We start from the raw sequence: 13,714 nt of genomic DNA, 5'->3' as shown, positions 1-13,714 counted from the left end.
TCCCGTTTCTGATTGAAGCGGGATTTTTTTTATGAGATGTATTTTCAAATCATTTCATCATAAGGAATTATGGTTTTATATCCTTTTGAATGAAAATAAGCGGTAGGGTTATTGGTGGAAACTGCCATGATGAAATCGCCGCCCCAAGCGCCTAGGCTTTTAAGTGTTCCATGAAAGTCAGGAAATAATCTCGATTTTACCGGCTGTATTTCCAGGATTTCCCCGATCAGCATTTCATGTTGTTGCAAAGCCGATTCAAATTCCTTTTGTGTCATTGCATTGAGGATAATTGAAGTCAGCTCATTGAGTTGCGGAATGATATCAATACTTTCATGTTTCTTTTTGTAAGCTGCGATCGCCGATTTACTGCTCTGTTTTTGATTCAGATAAACAAACCATATATTCTTTTTGAATGTTGGATTGAAAGGAACTTGCTCGGTTTTCGGAACACCATTTTCCAAATGATAGACAATTGGCGTCGAATTTTGAGCACACGCAAGATCATAACCGCTTCCGCCAAAACTGTTCTTTAGAAGCGCAAAAGCGTCAACTTCGAGCCATTGCGCAATATTGTTAATCAAGGTCGAAGAAGTTCCCAATCCCCAGAATCTTGGAAAAGTCAAATGCGTTTCAACTTTATAGCCTTCATTTTCATCAATAAAATCAGGATTCAACCGATAAGCATCGTGAAGGATTTTGATTAAAGTGTTTTTTATGGGATTTTCCGTTTCAGCATTATTGATGATTTCAGGAAACGAAATGTTATCTTCAAACCAAACGCTTCCGTCGGCGTCAAAGCTTTTCCAGTAAATTTTGTTTCCTGAACCGGCTTCAACAACTAGATTTTGGCCTTTTTTTGTGGGTAATGCCAGCACGTTCGCACCGTCAAGGGCTGCATATTCTGCAGTAATCATGAGCTTTCCGTTGCTGTAAAATGACTTTTTCATTTTTCTGAATCGTCTCCGGTTTCAACTTCCAAGTCAGCAGATTTGATTACTTTGATGATGTCGTTAATTATCGAAAAGAAAAAAACTGCCGTAAAAAAGAGTGACCAATGCAAAACTTCCGAATTCCGAACAGTAGCCTCGTTATAACGTTGCAAGAATTTAAGTGTTTTTTCGGGAGAAGCAATAGCATCTATACTCTCCGGGTAAGCGGCTCCGCTTAAAGAAACTGTATTCGGTAAGGCTAGAATCATCAACACTAAAAATAATGAAAATAGTCCAAGACGAACCTGAAGCATTGTCAGCAAAGGAATCCGGGTTCTTGCAATCAACACAACAAGCACATAAAAAAGCACGTAAGGCATTACAACCCAAATAATATCAATATCGTCAAACATTTTTTAGATTTTATTCAAAGATAACAACATATTCGGGATTTCGACTTCCGCTATTGTCGGAGTTTTTCGATGAAATTTACAACTGCCGCATGTGAAACCGCATGATTTTCAAAGTGTTTTTTTATCAACATGCGCTCTTCTTCAGTGGCATTGAATTGATTGAGGATGTTGTTGAGGTGCATTTTCATATGGCCTTCCTGAATCCCGGTTGTAGTAAGCGAACGCAAAGCGGCAAAATTCTGCGCCAGTCCCGCAACGGCAACAATCTGCATTAATTCTTCAGCAGATGGTTTTTCCAGCATTTCAAGTGCCAGTTTTACAAGCGGGTGTAAAGTTGTCAAACCACCAACAGTTCCCAATGCCAAAGGCACTTCCAACCTGAAAGTGAAAATTCCGTCCTCGATTTTAGCATGAGATAAACTGGAATATTGTCCGTTTCTGGAAGCGTATGCATGAATGCCGGCTTCTACAGCGCGAAAATCATTGCCTGTTGCCACGACCACAGCATCGATGCCGTTCATGATGCCTTTGTTGTGCGTGACGGCGCGGAATGGCTCGACTTCGGCGATTTTTACTGCCAGAAGGAACTTCTCTGCAAATTCGGCAGGGTTTTCAATGTTCTTGTCGGCAAGCGCTTCTATCGCACACGAAACTTCTGCACGCACAACGCAATTCGGGACATAATTCGACAAAATACTCATGACAACGCGGATGTCTTTTTCTTCTTCGGAAAACAATTCGTAATCTGCAGCTTTTGTAACAAGTGTTTTTGAAAACTGTTCAAGGCATGAATTGATGAAATTGGCGCCCATTGAATCCCTAGTTTCAAATGTAGCATGCAGCTGGTAATAATTATTGATCACATCGGTTTTATCGCGCAATTCAATACCAATAATACCGCCACCGCGTTTTTTCATATTGGCGGTCAGGCTGTCAGTTGCTTCGATAAAGGATTGCTTGTTTTTAGTGAAGAATTGCTTCAGTTTCGCTTCATCGCCTTTGTAAATGAAATGTACCTGGCCGATTTTTTCAGTATTCAGGACTGTTGCTTTGAATCCACCGCGTGTTGACCAGTATTTTGCCGATTTGGCTGCAGCGGCTACGACCGAACTTTCCTCTGTAACCATCGGAATGGTGTAGTATTTTTCATTAATTATAAAATTCGGCGCAATTCCGAGAGGCAAATAGAAATTGGTAATTGTATTTTCTATGAATTCGTCGTGCAGTTGCTGCAATTTCGCGTCGCTGTTCCAGTAGTTTTTAATGAGCGCTGTCGCTGTTGCAGGATCTGAAAAATATTCTTTGGCAATCCAATTGATTTTTTCTTCTTTCGAAAGTTTTGAAAATCCGGCGATGGCGTTGTTCATTTTGTTGGGGATGGATATTTAGTGCAAATATAAAAGGTTTGAAGATTTAAAGTTTAAAGTTGAAGGTTTAAAGTTATAAATCGATGCGGGAAATTTAAGTTTCAGTGGAGTTTAAAAATAAGAATTTTCTTCAATTATAGTTATCAACAAGCATAGATTTTTAACTTTTGACATTTCGTTTTCATCTTTCCATCACCTAATTTTAAAAAGAAAGTTATGAGCGAAGAAAGCCAATATATTAAAGGAAGAGGCGCACAAATTAATGTGCAGAACCGGTTTTTTGCCGAATCTCAGGAAATGCTAGACGATTTTCTGAACTATTGCGAAGCCGAAGGCGACAAACCCGACGACAACCGCACGCATTTCCTCGAAGTGTTCCCGAAAACCATCGTCAACAAGGTTGAAAGCCCGGATGTTGGTATGGGCTATTCAATGAACAATTACCAAGGTTGTGAACACGGCTGTATTTACTGCTTCGCCCGCAACAGTCATGAATATTGGGGCTATAGCGCCGGTCTCGATTTTGAGAGGAAAATCCTTGTCAAGAAAAATGCACCGCAACTGCTCGAGGAAAAACTCAAAAGCAAAAGCTGGAAAGCGCATACCATCGTGATGTCAGGCAATACTGATTGTTATCAGCCTGCAGAACGCAAATTCGAAATCACAAGAAAATGCCTTGAAATTTTCCATAAATACAGGCATCCGGTGGCGATAATCACTAAAAATTCGCTCATTTCACGAGACCTTGATATTCTTGGTGAATTGGCAAAAGACAACCTGATTGGCGTCAACGTTTCCATTACTTCATTAAATGAAAAAACAAGATTGCTGCTCGAGCCGCGCACAGCCACGATTCACAAACGCCTTGAAACTGTAAAATTACTGTCGCAAAACGGAATTCCCGTTAACGTCATGCTCGCGCCAATCATTCCCGGAATCAACAGCCACGAGATTTTACCTTTGGCGAAAGCCGCTTCAGATGCGGGTGCTTTGTCAATCGCTTATACAATTGTCAGGCTCAATGGTGCCATCGGCGAAATTTTCTCAGATTGGATTCGGAAAGCCATGCCTGATCGCGCCGATAAAGTGCTTAATCAGATAAAAGATTGCCATGGCGGAACACTCAACGACAGCCGTTGGGGCAGCCGGATGCGCGGCGAAGGCGAATTCGCGCAAATGATCCGCAATCAAATGGCATTGGCAAGAAGAAAATTCTTCGCAGGAAAGCAATTTCCTGAACTTAATACGTCTTTGTATGACCAATATAAAGGCGGACAACTGGAGCTGTTTTTCTGATTTTCAGCTGTTGTAAAAATCCAATAGTTACAAGAAATCAAACCTTTGTGCCTTTGCGTCCTTATGCCTTTGCGTCTCAATCCGCATTTAACAGAAAAAAACACCGTTTATTCCTTTTTTTTCACTAAAATTGGAAGTTTTTTCAACATATACCAAAATAATGACTTGCAGAAAAATTACCTTATTGCTTTTATTCATTTCCATCACGGTTTTTGCACAGAAGAAAATCACGATTGAAGAAATTTACAACGGCACTTTCCGCACAGAAGGCATGGATGAACTCCAATCCATGAAAAATACCAACCAATATACGGTTGCCAATTTTGCCAGAAATTCCCAGTTCGGGACAGTAGATTTGTATGACTATAGTACGCTTAAAAAAGTGTCGACTTTACTCGATACCAAAGATTTCCCGGATTTGGCAGACGGAATCGACAGCTACACCTTCAGCAACGACGAAAAACTGATGCTGATTGCCGCACATTCCAATCAAATTTTCAGGCATTCATTCACGGCTGATTATTTGTTGTATGACATCGCCGCCAAAAAACTCACTAAATTATTCGAGCAGGTGCAGGAACCGGTTTTTCGCCTGACGGCAAGAAAATCGCCTTCGCCAAGGAAAATAACCTGTTCGTATATGATATTGCTTCCGCAAAAGCGACTCAAATTACCACAGATGGCAAGAAAAACTTCATTATCAACGGAATTACAGACTGGGTTTACGAAGAAGAATTTGCATTCGTGCGCGCATTCGATTGGAGTGCCGACGGTTCGAAAATCGCATTCATAAGGTTTGACGAAAGCCAGGTGCCGGAATTTTCGATGAATGTTTACGGAAAGGAATTGTATCCGGTGACGGATGTTTTCAAATATCCGAAAGCGGGCGAAAAGAATTCAGATGTTTCTCTGCATTTGTATGATCTGAAATCTAATGCTACAAAAGAAGTAAAACTAGGCAATTACAACGACTTCTATATCGCAAGGTTAAAATGGACGAATGATGCGAATTTCCTGAGTGTCCAGGTGTTGAACCGCCATCAGGATAATCTAGATTTGATTTTTGTAGATGGAAATTTCGAAGCGCCGAAAGTCGTTCTGAATGAAAAAGACAAAGCCTACGTTGATGTTACCGATAACCTTACATTCCTCAAAGACAACAGTTTTATCTGGACAAGTGAGAAAGATGGTTTCAACCACATTTATTTATACGACAAAAACGGAAAGCTCAAAAACCAGGTAACTTCAGGAAAATGGGAAGTGACGGCATATTACGGACTTGACGAAAAAAACAAAACGATTTTCTACCAATCGACAGAAAACGCTTCTATCAACCGCGATGTATACAGGATTGGTCTTGACGGGAAAAACAAAGTGCGTTTGTCGAATGCTGTCGGAACAAGCGCGGCGACTTTTAGTCCGAATTTTCAGTTTTACATCAACACTTTTTCAAGTGCGACGGTACCGCCGACTTTCACTTTAAACGATTCGAAAACCGGAAAAATGCTGCAGCCAATCGTCAATAACGATAAATTACTCAGTAAAAGAGCGGCTTACGATTTGCCAACTAAGGAATATTTTGTGTTGAAAACCGAAAAAGGCAATGAACTCAATGCCTGGATGATCAAACCAAAAGATTTTGATGCGTCGAAAAAATATCCGGTTTTTATGTACCAATATTCAGGCCGGGTTCACAACAGGTGGATAATACCTGGATGGTTACGACGATTACTGGTTCAAGATGTTAACCCAGCAAGGTTATATCATCGCTTGTGTTGACGGGCGCGGAACCGGTTTCAAAGGTGCCGATTTCAAAAAAATGACACAAAAAGAATTAGGGAAATATGAAGTCATCGACCAGATCGACGCTGCAAAAGTAATTGGCAATTATCCGTATGTCGATAAATCAAGGATCGGCATTTTTGGCTGGTCTTACGGCGGATTCATGTCATCTAACTGTATATTGAAAGGTGCAGATGTTTTCAAAATGGCAATTGCCGTGGCACCAGTGACAAGCTGGAGGTATTATGACAGCATTTACACGGAAAGATATATGCAAACGCCACAGGAAAATCCGACCGGTTATGATGAAAATTCGCCCATCAACCACGTGCAGAAACTGAAGGGAAAATTCCTGTTGATTCACGGTACTGCCGATGATAACGTTCATGTACAGAATTCGATGAAAATGATTGAAGCACTCGTACAGGCCAACAAACAATTCGACTGGGCGATTTATCCCGACAAGAACCACGGGATTTATGGCGGAATGACGCGCATACAGCTTTATACAAAAATGACTAATTTTATCAAAGAAAATTTATAACAATCAACCAAACTAAAAACAATTTATATGAGTGAAGCAGCAGTAAAACAGGACATCCAAAGGGACTTTGGGTTTTATTCGGGACAGAAATGTGGGAAAGGTTCAACTTCTACGGAATGCGTGCAATCCTGACGTTGTTCCTCGTAAATTCATTGATGATGAAAGAGGAAGAGGCATCGTTGATTTACGGCGGATTTCTCGGACTTTGTTATTTAACCCCAATGTTGGGTGGTTTTATCGCTGACCGTTTCTTCGGAAATAGAAACTGTATTATACTCGGTGGATTGATGATGGCGATTGGACAATTGTTTTTATTTACCAGCGCTAGTGTTTTTGGCGAAAATATTTCTTTGGCGAATACTTTGATGTGGGTCGCTTTAGGAATCATCATTTTCGGAAATGGATTCTTTAAGCCGAATATTTCTTCGATGGTGGGAAGTCTGTATCCAAAACAAGAGAAATCAAAACTGGATACGGCTTTTACGATTTTCTACATGGGAATTAACCTTGGTGCTTTCCTTGGGCAATTGATTTGTCCGATTATTGGTGATGTGAAAGATGCCGGAGGTGTAAGAGATATCCATGCTTTCAAATGGGGATTTTTGGCAGCAGCAATCGCAATGTTGATTGGTACACTTGTGTTTTATTTCCTTAAAAATAAATATGTAGTAACACCTGAAGGAAGGCCTTTAGGAGGTTTGCCATCTAAAAATGAAGCTGCAGATTTTGAAGAAGGAGAATCTCAAAAAGCAGTATTTTCTCAAAAAGCGCTTATCATGGCAGTTGTTGCATTTTTAGGATTAGGCGCGTTGATTCATTTTGTATTCGACCAAAACCTTATCTATACATTGATCTATTCAAGCGGTCTAACTTTGGCAGGATTGATTATTTCGGATACATCGCTTACAAAAGTTGAAAGAGACAGGATTATCGTAATTTATATCGTTGCATTTTTCGTAATCTTTTTCTGGGCAGCTTTCGAACAGGCTGGTTCTTCTTTGACATTCATTGCTGATAACCAAACGGACAGGAATTTCTTCGGATGGGACATGCCGCCATCAATGGTTCAGATTTTCAACGGATTGTTCGTTGTTGCTTTTGCAGTTCCGTTCAGTATGTTGTGGGATTATTTGAGAAGCAAAGACCGCGAGCCGATTTCGCCAATGAAACAATCTTTCGGATTGGCATTGATAGCGATAAGCTACTTCATCATCGCTCACAACGTAAAAGATTTAGGAAATGACGGCCTTTTGGCAATCAAATGGTTAATCCTTTTATATTTAATCCAGACTTGTGCTGAGTTATGCCTTTCGCCAATCGGATTGTCATTGGTTGGGAAATTATCTCCAAAAAGATTTTCTTCATTATTATATGGCGTTTTCTTCTTGTCAAATGCATCAGGTTACGCGTTAGCAGGAACTTTAGGTTCTATCTTGCCTTCAACCGGAGATAAATTCAATAAAGCAAAAGAATTAGGAATCGATTTGCAGGCAGTTCTTGATAAAAAAATCACTTTGACTGCGGAACAGGCAAAATTATTGTCGGAAAACCAAATTTCAGATCACAACCCGATTTTCGCAGGATTTGAAATCCATAATCTTTTCGAGTTCTTTATGGTGTTCGTAATATTGACAGGTTTGGCTGCAGTAATCTTATTCGCATTGACGCCATTCCTCAAAAAAATGATGCACGGCGTCAGATAATATGGAACAAGTACCAACAGCCGATTTAGAGCAAATTCAAAGTTTCAAAGGAAAGTACCCAAAACAATTGTGGTACTTGTTCTTTAGCGAAATGTGGGAACGCTTCTGTTTTTACGGAATGCGCGGTATGCTTGTCGTTTTCATGGTCAGCCATTTGGGCATGAACGAAAAAGTGGCTAACCTTCAATATGGTGCAACGCAGGCCTGGGTTTATGCCTTTACTTTTATCGGCGGATTGTTTGCAGACAAGATCCTCGGGCTCAGAAAGTCTTTGTTCTGGGGCGGTTCATTAATGATCATCGGAAGTATCATCCTGGCACTTGACCCGATAAACTTTTTCTTTACCGGACTTGGATTCACGATCGTAGGGACTGGATTTTTTAAGCCAAATATTTCTTCGATGGTTGGACAGCTTTACCGCAATGACGACCCGAGAAGAGATGCTGGATTTTCATTTTTCTACATGGGCGTAAATCTTGGCGCTTTGATTGGTGGTTATATTTGCATCGCCGTTGCCGAGGGTTCTCTCTGGAAATCATTGGTTTCGGAGCCAATGCGCTGGAATGTTGGTTTTGGCTTCGCTGCTGTAGTAATGATTATTAGCCTTCTTACTTTTACACAAACACAAAAAAGCCTCGGGCCAATCGGACTTACACCACTGCCAGATTTTGAAAAATCTAAAAGAAGGTTGTGGGAAATGATAACTTACGCCGGCTCTCTTGTAATCGTTCCGGTGATTATCATCATGGTTGCCAACACCGAATATACCGACTACTTTATGATGATTATCGGTTAGGTATCCATTTTATATTTGTTTTATGAAATGAAGAATTTCTCGGCAGCTGAGAATAAGAAATTACTGGCTGCACTGATATTCATCATTTTCTCGATTTTCTTCTGGGCGTTCTTCGAACAAAGTGGGGGTTCATTAAGTTTATTTGCCGCGAATAATTTAAGTCACGATGTTTTAGGCGTTCCTTTGAGTCCGAACGGTGTTAACAATTCGGCAAATTCCTTTTTCGTAATTGGTTTTGCTGCACTGGTTGGTTTAGTTTGGCTCTGGATGGCAAAAAAGAACATCGAACCTAATACGGTCGTTAAATTTGGTTTAGGATTTTTATTCCTTGCGGGAGGTTTCTACATTTTTTACTACACCAAGTTTTTTGCTGATGAGAGCGGAATTACTTCGTTGGGAATATTCACACTTGGATGGTTTGTAATCACGTTCGGCGAATTGTGTCTTTCTCCAATCGGAATGTCTGCAATGACCAAATTGTCACCGCAAAAAACGCAGGCTGTTATCATGGGAATGTGGTTTTTAGCCAGTGCTTACGGGCAGTATTTCGCCGGATTGCTGGGCGCTAATATTGCCGAAGCTTCCGAAGAGGCAACCAATGCTGAAAAATTAGTCGTATATGCTGATGGTTATGAGCAACTTGCCCTATATGCGCTTATAGCCGGAGTTGTCATGATTGCCATTTCGCCATTAGTCAAAAAATTAATGCAGGGCGTCAAATAGGCATCATTTTTGAATTTAGGATTTTAAAAATTTATGAAAAGGATATTGCTATTATTGTTTCTTGCCGGAGTTGCTGCAAATGCGCAGGAAATCAAATGGCTCACTTTAGACGAAGCTTTTGCGTTGCAGAAGACAGATCCGAAACCCATTTTCATGGATGTCTATACCGATTGGTGCGGGCCTTGCAAAGAATTGGATAAAAAGACTTTTCACGACAAGTCTTTTATGGCATATATAAATACGAATTATTATGCAGTAAAATTCAATGCCGAAGGCAATTCAGAAGTTATCTTCCAAGGCAGAAAATATATAAATTCCGGATTTGTAGAAGAACGGAAAGGCAAAAACACAATGCACGACTTTATTCAATATCTCGATTTGCCCGGTTATCCAACAATGGTTACTTTTGACAGGCACGGAAAAATTTCAGGGCGTGTTGTAGGTTATTTTAAAGCTGAAGAATTAATGGAAGAATTAAAAAAGATAAATAAATAATGATGAAAAAATTAGCAATTATATTATTTTTTGGATTGTGTTCAATGGCAGTCCAGGCACAGGATCTGAAATGGTACGACAATGTTGACGAAGCGTCGACTGTAGCCGTAAAAGCAAAAAAACCATTACTATTGTTCTTTACAGGAAGTGATTGGTGTGGTTGGTGTATAAGACTCCAGAAAGAAGTGATGTTTACGCCGGAATTTAAAAAATGGGCAACTGACAACGTAATTTTAGTCGAATTGGATTACCCAAGAAGCAAGCAACTTGCGCCTGAAAATCAAACAACAGAATGCTGAAATGCAGCAAATGTTCGGCATTAGCGGTTATCCGACGATATGGATTGTCAAAGCTACTGAAACCAAAACCAATGTAGACTTTGAACAGCTTGGCAAAACCGGTTATGTTGCCGGAGGCCCGAATGCCTGGATTCAGGGTGCTGATCAGATTCTTCAGAAATTTAAAAAGTAATTGGTTTATTCCAATTTGAAAAATCCCTTTTCGGCTGTTGCATGAAAAGGGATTTTTTCTTTCCTGCAAGTTGTTTTCCATAAATGGACATAAGACTTGAAATTCGAACCATCCGCAATAATTACTTTTGGGTGGAAATCTTGCAGCAAACGATTCAGGTTGATTTTCGGAGATTGGCGAATCAGCAAAATTTCCGGATAAGAGGTTTTTGGAGTTATTCCTGTACTGTCAATGATCAATATTTTTTTGCCTGAAAAATATTCGACGTTTCTGATTTTTCCTGTTTTGGCAATCTTACAAAAATTGGCGAGCAGATAAGGCTTTAGAACCCTGTGTTCGTTGATTTCTTTAAGAATTTCCGGGTTGCATAAAATGCTTACCTTTTTACCATTTCTTTCAGTCAAAATCGAATTTTTTGTGTTCTGAAAAACAACCATCTCACATTGTCGCTGACTGTAAAATTGCGTCATAATTAATGTGAGTTGCCATCCGACAATAGTCGCTAACACAAATAAAATCCGGTTGAACGACGTTTTTTTGAACCAAAATCCAAATGCAATAATCACAAGATACAAACTTGCAGTCGTACAAACATTCAACGGAATATCTCTGATGATCAATTGTCCGAACGATGCAATCCAACTAATAATATAGTTAAGAAAGCGAATGGTATATTCTAAAGCAAGCATCGGCCATGACGGAACAAAATCAATAACTGCCAATATAACCACAAAAACACCGAGTGACATGATTACAAATAGCGCTGGGAAAATTACCAGATTGGTGAGGAAAAAAGAACCCGGAAATTGGTGAAAATAATAAATACTCAGTGGGAATGCTCCAATTTGCGCTGCAAATGAAACGGTCAGGATGTTCCAAAATTGTTTGGTTAACCAGATTTTCGGATACCATAATTTTGCAAAAATTGGCTGCAGCCAAAGTATCGCGAATAACGATACATAACTCAACTGAAACCCGACATCAAATAAAAACGATGGCTCGAACAATAAGATCAGCAATATTGAAACCAATAAAGTATGAAAAATATTGGTGTCGCGATTCAGGCACATCCCACCTGCAACAAATGTAAACATCGTCACAGACCGTATTACAGAAGGTGACAAACCGGCAATGACTGCAAAACTCCAAAGACACAAAAAAATCAAAAAAAACCGAATGAGGTTGCCAGATTTATTCTTCGGTAAAGGCTTCAGCAGAAAATTGATAAACATCAATATAAAGCCGATATGCAAACCCGAAAACAGACAAGACATGAACCGCGCCCGCAAATTGATAATCGTGCAGTATTTCGGGTGAAATTTCCTGTTGCTGCCCGAGGATCAATGCCATGACGAGGTTTAATTCCGTCTCATTAAAATTGTTCTTTCGTAAATTAATTAAAACCCTGTCCCGGATTTTACCAGCATAATAAAACATATTCTTATCTGCAGCGGTTGAAATTCTAATGGTTTTGGCATATAGTTGTGCAGGTATTGATTTATTATCGAGATATTTCCCATAATCAAACTGGTCCGGATTATCAGGGCGTTTGTTTTTGACAATCTTGCCGTGAATCAATAAATTACTTCCAATTGCCAATTCGTTATAATTCCCATACCGCTCCAGATTCAATACAATTTTGCCAAATACGGCTTTATGATCAATTGCTTTTACAGAAGCAACGTAGCGAAATTTATAAGCAGAACTTTTCAGTTTTTCAACCAAAGAAATTTCTATGTCGTGTTCATCGTCGTCATTTGGGAGTTGATTGATGTAGTGATTTTTCTTTAAAGTCTCATCATGAGCAATCCAGGTGCAAATCCCAATCGAGCATGAGAGTAAGACAGATATCAATCCGAAAATAAGTGATCGCCTTTTCGAAATTAAAAAATAAGAGCCAATGAAAAGACATCCCAAAATACCAACTGATCCAATACCAAGCTTTGACGGAAGCGATGTATAATACGCCAATAGAATTCCCATCACGAACCAAAATGTTATTCTCACTAATGGAAACCGGATTACTTTCATCTTCAAAAATTAAAGCAAAAAAGGGACAAAAAATGCCCCTTTTAGAAATTACTAACTCAATAATTAAAACTATATGGCGTGTAAACTATGTATAATGTAAAACTAATCAGGAACTTAGTTATCCCGGTTACGGGTTTGCCGTAAAAAAAGTTAAAATTTGGGCATAAAAAAATGCCCCGGAAAATTCCAAGGCATTTTTACGTAATAATAACAGATTGTAATTTATAAGACCCTGTTCGCCTGAACAAAGTTCTTTTTGTAGTAAGGTTCTTTAGTTGACGAAATGATCACGCCGCTTTGTGTTGAAGAATGGATGAATTTAATTTCGTCTTCCGAAACTTCAACGACCATTCCAACGTGGTTGATGATGTGTTTTCCATTGGTGTGGAAGAAAATCAAATCACCTTTCCTGATTTCGTCTTTTTCTAATTTCTCCCCGACTTTCGCCATATCATTTGAGCTTCTCGGAAGCTTCATTTCGAAAATATTAAAAACCGCTGTCACCATTCCGGAGCAATCCATTCCTGCCGGAGTTGTTCCGCCACCATGATATCTTACGCCAAGAAAACCCATGGCATTGTTGATCATTTGTGTTGCAACGTAATTCTCAGAATCGTCAACAATCAGATCTGAATCTTCTTTGTCGTTGATCTGGTATTTCTTATTTTTCGATGTTTTGGCAACAGGCTTTACTTTTTCTTCAGATTTTACCGGTTTTACAGCGGTTGGTTCAATAGATTTGGCTGCGATTGCCGTTGAAGCTTTTTCGACCGGAGCATTATAATTGGCTGTCTTTTTTTCAGATGGTTTTTGGTAAATTCCTCTTTTTATGGCTTCTTTTTTAGAAGTGATAATCTGCTGGGCTGAACCCGCAAACGGGACTAAGGCTAAAAAAGTTAAAACGAAAAAGAACAGTTTTTTTGTCTGCATATTTTATTTTTTATTTTTCGGACGAATAAATAAGCTCGCCAATATTTATTAATAAAATCCTGGAATGTATTCGGGATTAATTTGATGGGAAATAACAACGCAAAAACAAGGCGGTTTATTATTTCTGAGCCCACAAACTTACACAATTATCTTCGAAATTTACATTTAAACCATATAAAAGTTGTTAGCAATTTTTAAATTTCGGTTAATAACTGCACATAAATAGCTGAAAAC

At 39.3% G+C, this 13,714-nt stretch carries 12 protein-coding genes and 2 pseudogenes; 8 read left to right on the top strand and 6 right to left on the bottom strand.

Annotation, left to right across the window (positions count from 1 at the left end):
• Positions 1 to 44 precede the first annotated feature (44 nt).
• From ACSLFW_RS00585 to ACSLFW_RS00575, 3 genes are read right to left on the bottom strand one after another with little or no spacing between them, the layout of a single operon-like run.
• Positions 45 to 947: a GYDIA family GHMP kinase gene (locus tag ACSLFW_RS00585; protein WP_436554206.1), complete on the bottom strand. Its 903-nt coding sequence runs from the start codon at positions 945 to 947 to the stop codon at positions 45 to 47.
• Positions 944 to 1,342, bottom strand: coding sequence for a hypothetical protein (locus ACSLFW_RS00580; protein ID WP_436554205.1), 399 nt, complete (start codon positions 1,340 to 1,342; stop codon positions 944 to 946). The genes ACSLFW_RS00585 and ACSLFW_RS00580 overlap by 4 nt, the downstream gene beginning before the upstream one ends.
• 50 nt (positions 1,343 to 1,392) lie before the next feature.
• Positions 1,393 to 2,709, bottom strand: a complete 1,317-nt coding sequence (locus tag ACSLFW_RS00575; protein WP_436554204.1) for a hydroxymethylglutaryl-CoA reductase, degradative — start codon at positions 2,707 to 2,709, stop codon at positions 1,393 to 1,395.
• Positions 2,710 to 2,925: 216 nt separating this feature from the next.
• Between ACSLFW_RS00575 and ACSLFW_RS00570 the strand changes: the two genes are divergently transcribed.
• From ACSLFW_RS00570 to ACSLFW_RS00535, 8 genes and pseudogenes are all read left to right on the top strand, one after another.
• Entirely contained in the window at positions 2,926 to 4,005 is a 1,080-nt protein-coding gene (locus ACSLFW_RS00570) for a PA0069 family radical SAM protein (protein WP_436554203.1), read from the top strand.
• A gap of 160 nt (positions 4,006 to 4,165) precedes the next feature.
• Positions 4,166 to 5,784, top strand: a pseudogene (locus ACSLFW_RS00565) (DPP IV N-terminal domain-containing protein).
• Positions 5,747 to 6,331, top strand: a complete 585-nt coding sequence (locus tag ACSLFW_RS00560; protein WP_436554202.1) for a S9 family peptidase — start codon at positions 5,747 to 5,749, stop codon at positions 6,329 to 6,331. The pseudogene ACSLFW_RS00565 and the gene ACSLFW_RS00560 overlap by 38 nt, the downstream one beginning before the upstream one ends.
• Before the next feature lie 89 nt (positions 6,332 to 6,420).
• Positions 6,421 to 8,034, top strand: coding sequence for a peptide MFS transporter (locus ACSLFW_RS00555; RefSeq protein ID WP_436554201.1), 1,614 nt, complete (start codon positions 6,421 to 6,423; stop codon positions 8,032 to 8,034).
• Position 8,035: 1 nt separating this feature from the next.
• Positions 8,036 to 9,553: pseudogene (locus ACSLFW_RS00550) on the top strand (peptide MFS transporter).
• A 33-nt stretch (positions 9,554 to 9,586) separates the two neighbouring features.
• A complete protein-coding gene (locus ACSLFW_RS00545; RefSeq protein ID WP_436554200.1) occupies positions 9,587 to 10,048 on the top strand; it encodes a thioredoxin family protein in 462 nt (153 codons plus the stop codon).
• A complete protein-coding gene (locus ACSLFW_RS00540; RefSeq protein WP_436554199.1) occupies positions 10,048 to 10,347 on the top strand; it encodes a thioredoxin family protein in 300 nt (99 codons plus the stop codon). The genes ACSLFW_RS00545 and ACSLFW_RS00540 overlap by 1 nt, the downstream gene beginning before the upstream one ends.
• A 10-nt stretch (positions 10,348 to 10,357) precedes the next feature.
• Positions 10,358 to 10,519 carry a hypothetical protein gene (locus tag ACSLFW_RS00535; RefSeq protein WP_436554198.1) on the top strand — a complete coding sequence of 54 codons (162 nt, stop codon included), beginning with the start codon at positions 10,358 to 10,360 and terminating at the stop codon, positions 10,517 to 10,519.
• A gap of 5 nt (positions 10,520 to 10,524) precedes the next feature.
• Here ACSLFW_RS00535 and ACSLFW_RS00530 read toward each other — a convergent pair whose 3' ends face one another.
• From ACSLFW_RS00530 to ACSLFW_RS00520, 3 genes are all read right to left on the bottom strand, one after another.
• The gene (locus ACSLFW_RS00530; protein ID WP_436554197.1) at positions 10,525 to 11,751 is read right to left on the bottom strand and encodes a ComEC/Rec2 family competence protein; all 1,227 of its coding nucleotides are present in this window, start codon (positions 11,749 to 11,751) and stop codon (positions 10,525 to 10,527) included.
• On the bottom strand, positions 11,711 to 12,502 hold the full coding sequence (locus ACSLFW_RS00525) for a DUF4131 domain-containing protein (RefSeq protein WP_436557352.1): 792 nt from the start codon (positions 12,500 to 12,502) through the stop codon (positions 11,711 to 11,713). Before ACSLFW_RS00525 ends, ACSLFW_RS00530 begins: the two co-directional genes overlap by 41 nt.
• 270 nt (positions 12,503 to 12,772) lie before the next feature.
• Complete coding sequence (locus ACSLFW_RS00520) at positions 12,773 to 13,480, bottom strand: C40 family peptidase (protein WP_436554196.1); 708 nt, start codon at positions 13,478 to 13,480, stop codon at positions 12,773 to 12,775.
• Positions 13,481 to 13,714 lie beyond the last annotated feature (234 nt).

This window comes from Flavobacterium sp. 3HN19-14 (assembly GCF_051373205.1).
Lineage (GTDB): Bacteria > Bacteroidota > Bacteroidia > Flavobacteriales > Flavobacteriaceae > Flavobacterium.
The sequence above is the reverse complement of the archived record's forward strand: the minus strand, read 5'-3'. Positions and strand labels throughout refer to the sequence as shown.

What these genes read in the sequence shown, in the direction of transcription:
- ACSLFW_RS00585 (WP_436554206.1), bottom strand. Translation starts at nt 947, where the DNA reads ATGAAAAAGTCATTTTACAGCAACGGAAAGCTCATGATTACTGCAGAA.
- ACSLFW_RS00580 (WP_436554205.1), bottom strand. Translation starts at nt 1,342, where the DNA reads ATGTTTGACGATATTGATATTATTTGGGTTGTAATGCCTTACGTGCTT.
- ACSLFW_RS00575 (WP_436554204.1), bottom strand. Translation starts at nt 2,709, where the DNA reads ATGAACAACGCCATCGCCGGATTTTCAAAACTTTCGAAAGAAGAAAAA.
- ACSLFW_RS00570 (WP_436554203.1), top strand. Translation starts at nt 2,926, where the DNA reads ATGAGCGAAGAAAGCCAATATATTAAAGGAAGAGGCGCACAAATTAAT.
- ACSLFW_RS00560 (WP_436554202.1), top strand. Translation starts at nt 5,747, where the DNA reads ATGTTAACCCAGCAAGGTTATATCATCGCTTGTGTTGACGGGCGCGGA.
- ACSLFW_RS00555 (WP_436554201.1), top strand. Translation starts at nt 6,421, where the DNA reads ATGTGGGAAAGGTTCAACTTCTACGGAATGCGTGCAATCCTGACGTTG.
- ACSLFW_RS00545 (WP_436554200.1), top strand. Translation starts at nt 9,587, where the DNA reads ATGAAAAGGATATTGCTATTATTGTTTCTTGCCGGAGTTGCTGCAAAT.
- ACSLFW_RS00540 (WP_436554199.1), top strand. Translation starts at nt 10,048, where the DNA reads ATGATGAAAAAATTAGCAATTATATTATTTTTTGGATTGTGTTCAATG.
- ACSLFW_RS00535 (WP_436554198.1), top strand. Translation starts at nt 10,358, where the DNA reads ATGTTCGGCATTAGCGGTTATCCGACGATATGGATTGTCAAAGCTACT.
- ACSLFW_RS00530 (WP_436554197.1), bottom strand. Translation starts at nt 11,751, where the DNA reads ATGTTTATCAATTTTCTGCTGAAGCCTTTACCGAAGAATAAATCTGGC.
- ACSLFW_RS00525 (WP_436557352.1), bottom strand. Translation starts at nt 12,502, where the DNA reads ATGGGAATTCTATTGGCGTATTATACATCGCTTCCGTCAAAGCTTGGT.
- ACSLFW_RS00520 (WP_436554196.1), bottom strand. Translation starts at nt 13,480, where the DNA reads ATGCAGACAAAAAAACTGTTCTTTTTCGTTTTAACTTTTTTAGCCTTA.